Here is a 5,272-nt window from a genome sequence, read left to right on the forward strand (position 1 = left end):
ATATCCCACCCCCCCCCCTATTTTATCCTCTTCGGTGTGCCCCCCGTTGCGGGGGGCGGCCCCCCCCCCCCCCCCCCCCCCCGCGGGCGGGGGGGGCCCCGCCCCCCCCCCCCCCGCCCCCCCCCCCGGGTGCGGTTACTTCTTGGGGAGGTATTGATCGGGCATCGGCGAGCCTGGGAACCACTTCTCATAAAGCGTCTTCCAGGTGCCGTCCTGCATGGCCGCATGCAGGGCGGTGTTCAGCGCATCGCGAAGCTTGTCGTTGCCCTTGCGCAAGACGAAGCCTGCCGGCGCGTCGAAGGACGGGATGTTAACCGCGATCTTCAAGTCCGGATAACGAACGCCATAGTCCTTGGCTGCCTCGTAATCGAGGAAATGAGCGTCGACCGTGCCATTGTTGAGCGCCGAGACGGCCGAATTGTTGTCAGGAAATTTGACGAGATCAGTCCCGACAAAATTCTTCGCCGCATAGATTTCCTGCAGCGTACCCTGCACGACGCCAAGACGCTTGCCCTTGAGCCCGTCGGCCGACGTGATCGCCTTGTCTGACGTAAGCACGGAGAGATAGCCTGCAAGATACCCGTCGGAAAAGTCGACGGTCTTCTTACGCGCTTCCGTCGTGCCGATTGCCGCGACCGCGACATCGAAGCGCTCGTTGGCAACCGAAGGCATCAGCGCCGAGAATTCCTGACCGGTGAAGATCACCTGGTCCGGCTTGAAGCCAAGGCGGCTCGCGACGTTGCGGAACAATTCGATGTCGAACCCGGTGAATGTGCCGTCCGCCTGGGTGAAAGCGTAGGGCTTGGCATCACCCATGGTACCAACGCTGATGACTTTCGCATCAATAAGACCATAGGGATTGTCATCCGCGGCGGCTGCTCCGGAAACAAAACCCGCGCCGATGCACACAGCCATAAGAGCCATTGCGCCGGCCCGGACCGGTGACATCAACGACTTGAGAATTCCTATCCTGCTCATGTCTTCTCTCCACTCTGAAGGTCTGTTCTTCTTGGTATTGACGTCGAGCCGGCAATCCCACGCTTGACATCGCCCGCCGCCGCGAACCGCGGCATGCGCCCCTCGGCCCGCAATCTTCTAAAAGAGACCGGTCTCTTATTGATTGAGACCGGTCTCTTTGATAATCGTTATCGCCAGATTGACCTTCCGTCAACAACTCTTGTAGTCGTTCATCCAATGAAAAGAACCGCACCCAAGACCCAGTCGATAACGGTCAGCGATGTCGCCCGAGTGGCCAATGTGTCCAAAGCGACGGCCGCGCGCGTGCTCGGCGGATACGGTGTCGTCAGCGACACGATCCGCGCCAATGTCATGGCCGCCGCCAAGGCCCTTGACTACCGTCCGAACGAACTGGCCCGAAGCATGACGACCGGCAGGTCCGGCATCATCGGCGTGGTGGTCGGAGACATCGAAAACCCGTTCTTCAGCCTGGCGGTGCGTGGAATCAGCGACGCGGCAAAGGCGGCTGGCTTCAACGTCATCTTGGCCAACTCCGGCGAGCGGATCGACGCGGAAAGGGCAGCTGTGCGGCTGTTGATCGGCAAGCGCGTCGACGGACTGATCGTCACGCCGTCGGAATCGCGTGACATCTCACACCTGCGCGACATCCACCGTTCAGGCCGGCCGCTTGCCCTGCTTGACCGGGCGCTGCCTGATCTCGATGTCGACACGGTTACGGTTGACGATCGAGACATCGCCATGCGGGCGACCCGTATCCTTGTCGACGCCGGCCACAGCAAAATCGCCTATGTGACCGCGGTTGACGCCGAAGGCAATGAGTATCGCGACCTAGGACAAATCTACACCTCATCGGTCCGTGAGCGCATCGACGGCTTTCTCAAGGTGTGCCGGGACGCCGGAATTGATCGACCGGAACGTCATATTCGCCTTGGCGCGACAAGCCCCGACGAGACGCGAAAGCTCGCCGACAAACTGCTGTCGGGGCCAGATCGACCGACCGCAATCCTTGCCTCCGACAGTCTCATAGCCCTGGAGATCTTCAAGGTCATGCGCCAGCGCGGGCTGCGCATTCCACAAGACATCTCGCTCATCACTTTCCATGACGCGGACTGGACGAGCGTCACGACCCCGCCCATCACCGTCGTCGACCAGCCCGTCTATGCGCTGGGCAAAAGCGTCGCGGAACTGCTCATCCGCCGCTTGAAGGGCGAAGCACGGCCAGCTGAAAGGCTCATTCTGCCGACCACAATCATCGAACGCGGATCCGTTGGTCCGCCTGCTGCCTACAAGCTGTAGATTCTCAAAGCCGAGCGGTCCAAAGCATAGCATGGAAGCCTATGCCCGAGCGTCGGATGGTTTGTATTCTGCGCCCGCATCCTTCGGACCAAAGGAGCAAATCTCGACTCGAGCCAAGCCAGCTTCCTTGGTGCCAACCCGCCAATTTTTACCTTTGTGGAACCTCGAGCAGCGCCAAACCAGGCTGTCGTTACGGTGAAGTTGCCCACCAGAATCGTGTGATTTTACGCCACCGTCGGACGCTGCCCGCGGACGTGCATGTCCGTGCAATAGATGTGCAGCAGTCGTTTTGGCTTCTCAACCGAGTAGCGCTATTTCTAAGTGCCTGATTTCCCTTTGGAAATGGCACGGGCAGCAGGGCTCGAACCTACGACCTGCGGTTTTGGAGACCGCCGCTCTACCAACTGAGCTATGCCCGTACGTGCGCATGTCGGCGCAGCAGGCGCTTCCTAAAAGCTTCCGCACGCTCTGTAAAGGGTGGTTTGCAAGCAAACGTACCTTCACCCCCCCCTGCGCCAGAAATCGGGACAGCTGACGACCAGCTCGTTCGGCGAGAGGTTACTTTGTTTTCAGCGGCCGATAGGGTCCGCCCGGCACGCCCCAGCCCCAGGCCGGCATCGGTTCCGTCTCGGGATCGCACGTCTCGCCGAGATTGGAGTTCATCTTGGCCAGACGCGATCCCCATTCGACATAGCCCATGAGGCCGAACGGAATTCCGGATCGTCAGGCAGGCCGACCGCGTCGGCTGCATCGGCCAGGAGGCTAATCCAGCGGCGGCGCTGCTCCTCGCTCAGATGCTTGCCCAGATGGTGCATGACCATCTCGCGGTGGCCACCGAACTGCTCGCTGTAGGTTTTTGACCCGCCGAAAACCTCGCCGATGAAGGCCGCGACATGGGCGGGATGATCCGGCGACATGGTCTTGAACACCGGCCCGACGATCGGGTCCTGCGCCACCTTGTCGTAGAAAGTCTGGGTCAGCCGGTTCAGGGCCTCGCCGCCGCCGGCCCATTCGTAGAGGGTCGGGATATCCTGGCTCATTCTCGATCCTCCGCCTGCCTGGCGCCGCCAGCAGCGACGATAGCGGAACAATCGGAAGTGTCTCAACCTGCCTCGATGGCCAGTTCCGGCTTCGCCGCGGTCTACAATTTGGCCGGCGCGTCAGCCTCGGCATTGGCGGAGGGCCGGATCCGGCAATTCTCGGGTCTTGGCACCGCCTCGCAAATGGTGGCGCCGGTCAGCGCGTCGACCGATTGCAGGCTCGTCGTCAGTCCGACCTTCAGCATCATGCCGGGTTCCAGCCGGCGCTCGACCGAGCGACGCTCGATCGCCGCGAACAGGGCGGGAGCGATCGCCATCTCGTCGAGATAGGCCTTGACCATCTGCTTTTGCCCCATCAGGTAGAGGCTAAGTCGCGCCTGGGGACCGACAAGCCGCTTGATGCCGCCGGCAAGCATCAGCGCGCAGGCCGAATCGCACTCCACGCCCGCATCGATGCTCAGCCCGGCATAGGCGCCCTCTTTGGCCAGGCAATTCCACGCTCCCGGGTCACAGCCGACGAAATCGGTGCGGCCAACCGCGACGTCGAGCTTCCTTTCATGGATAAGCCGTCCCGCCGCCAGGGCGCTGAACAGGTCGCCTCCCCTCGAACTGACCACGACAGGCAGTTGCCGTTTGCCGAGCGTGGCGAGCAATTGGCGCAGCTTCTGCGGGGTCTGGGGAGTGATCGCGCCTTCCGCCGAGATCCATTCCGGGCAGTCTGGATTGCAGAGCGGATTGGTGCCGCGAACGACGACGAAGCGCATGTCTTCATCGCGCCGCTCTTCATCGTGTCGCGCCGGCTCGGGTTCGATCGCCGGCGGAGCAGGCTTGGCCGCGGTCGCCGTCAGGCCATCAGGCTTGTCCCCCGGCATTTCCCGGCAATTCGTGGCCAGGCGGCCGGGCTCGCACAGGCTTGCCGCGGTCAACAGGCCTACAGCGTCCGTGCTGGTGACCAGCTTCATCGCCAGCATGTCGTCGAGGGCGATCTGGTGAATTTCGCTGGCCGGCGTGCCCTTCATCGTTTCGAGCATGCCTTGTTCGATGCCCATCTGGTTGAGATAGGCCGCCAGCTTTTTCTCCACCGACTTGCTCATCTCGTAGGTCTTGTAGCTGCCGGCGTTCTTGCGGCTGACGATCTTTGTGTTGAGGATCTTCTTCTTGCCCCCCACGATGCGGTAGGTGGTGCGGTATTGCAATTTCGTGCGGATGTAGGTCGTGGTGATCTGATGGACGCCGAGATAGGCCCATTCGCCGGCCACCCGCCTGATACCGCCGGCAAACATCAGAGGACAGGCGGAATTGCACATGGCGCCATAGTCGATGACATCGCCGAAGTAGCGGGCGTCACGGTCCTGGCATCCCTTCGCACCGGGCTGGCAGCTGGAAAACACCGTCTTGCCGATGGCGATATCGAGCTTGTTCTTGCGGATCAGCCGGCCAAGCGTCAGCGCCGCCTCGACATTGCCGCCGGGAGAATCCACGACAACAGGCAGTTTCCGCCCGCCAAGCGTCTTCAGCATGCGTTTGAAGAGTGCCGGCGTGCCGGCTTCTATGGAGCCCTCGGCCGATATCCATTCCGGGCAGATCGGCTCGCACCCCGGTGCGTTGCTGCGGACAATGCCGAACCGCATCGTCGGCCCAAGATCCGGCGCCGCATCCGCCGCAAAGGCTACCGGGCCCGCGGCAAGCAATGCCAGCAGGCAGATCAAGGCCAGCGACCACAATGCCCGACAACGGTGAAGGCACCCTGAAACCATTCTGCAAAAAGCCCCTTGATGCAACCTATACTAGACGAGGTCCAAGGGCTTGCAACAGGGTCGAGCGACAGGGCGGTAGCCGATAGCCCGGCAAACAAAAAAGGGCGGCCCGAAGACCTAATGCAGTTCACTTAGGCACCTTCAGTGTTCTGACAGGATATTTGGCTGGTAGCTTTTTGACGACACGGGGGCATGATCGCC

3 protein-coding genes, 1 tRNA gene and 1 pseudogene are annotated in these 5,272 nt (G+C 61.7%); 1 reads left to right on the forward strand and 4 read right to left on the reverse strand.

All coding sequences use genetic code 11. The annotated features are described in order from the left end of the window. Positions 1-135: 135 nt before the first annotated feature. Positions 136-978 carry an ABC transporter substrate-binding protein gene (locus NKJ37_RS31725; RefSeq protein WP_023814285.1) on the reverse strand — a complete coding sequence of 281 codons (843 nt, stop codon included), beginning with the start codon at positions 976-978 and terminating at the stop codon, positions 136-138. A 216-nt stretch (positions 979-1,194) separates the two neighbouring features. Here NKJ37_RS31725 and NKJ37_RS31730 point away from each other — a divergent pair, with 216 nt between their 5' ends. After that, positions 1,195-2,274 (forward strand): LacI family DNA-binding transcriptional regulator, encoded by a 1,080-nt coding sequence (locus NKJ37_RS31730; protein ID WP_352776427.1) that lies wholly within the window; start codon positions 1,195-1,197, stop codon positions 2,272-2,274. A gap of 343 nt (positions 2,275-2,617) precedes the next feature. Here NKJ37_RS31730 and NKJ37_RS31735 read toward each other — a convergent pair. The 3 genes and pseudogenes from NKJ37_RS31735 to NKJ37_RS31745 form a co-directional block, all read right to left on the reverse strand. Continuing rightward, positions 2,618-2,693, reverse strand: a tRNA-Trp gene (locus NKJ37_RS31735). Between the two features lie 139 nt (positions 2,694-2,832). Then, a pseudogene (locus tag NKJ37_RS31740) lies at positions 2,833-3,314 on the reverse strand (group II truncated hemoglobin). 101 nt (positions 3,315-3,415) lie between these two features. Further along, positions 3,416-5,071, reverse strand: coding sequence for a COG3904 family protein (locus NKJ37_RS31745; RefSeq protein ID WP_352776425.1), 1,656 nt, complete (start codon positions 5,069-5,071; stop codon positions 3,416-3,418). Between the last annotated feature and the right edge of the window lie 201 nt (positions 5,072-5,272).

It is taken from the genome of Mesorhizobium sp. M0140 (genome assembly GCF_040322475.1).
Taxonomy (GTDB): domain Bacteria; phylum Pseudomonadota; class Alphaproteobacteria; order Rhizobiales; family Rhizobiaceae; genus Mesorhizobium.

What these genes read in the sequence shown, in the direction of transcription:
- NKJ37_RS31730 (WP_352776427.1), top strand. Translation starts at nt 1,195, where the DNA reads ATGAAAAGAACCGCACCCAAGACCCAGTCGATAACGGTCAGCGATGTC.
- NKJ37_RS31745 (WP_352776425.1), bottom strand. Translation starts at nt 5,071, where the DNA reads ATGGTTTCAGGGTGCCTTCACCGTTGTCGGGCATTGTGGTCGCTGGCC.
- NKJ37_RS31725 (WP_023814285.1), bottom strand. Translation starts at nt 978, where the DNA reads ATGAGCAGGATAGGAATTCTCAAGTCGTTGATGTCACCGGTCCGGGCC.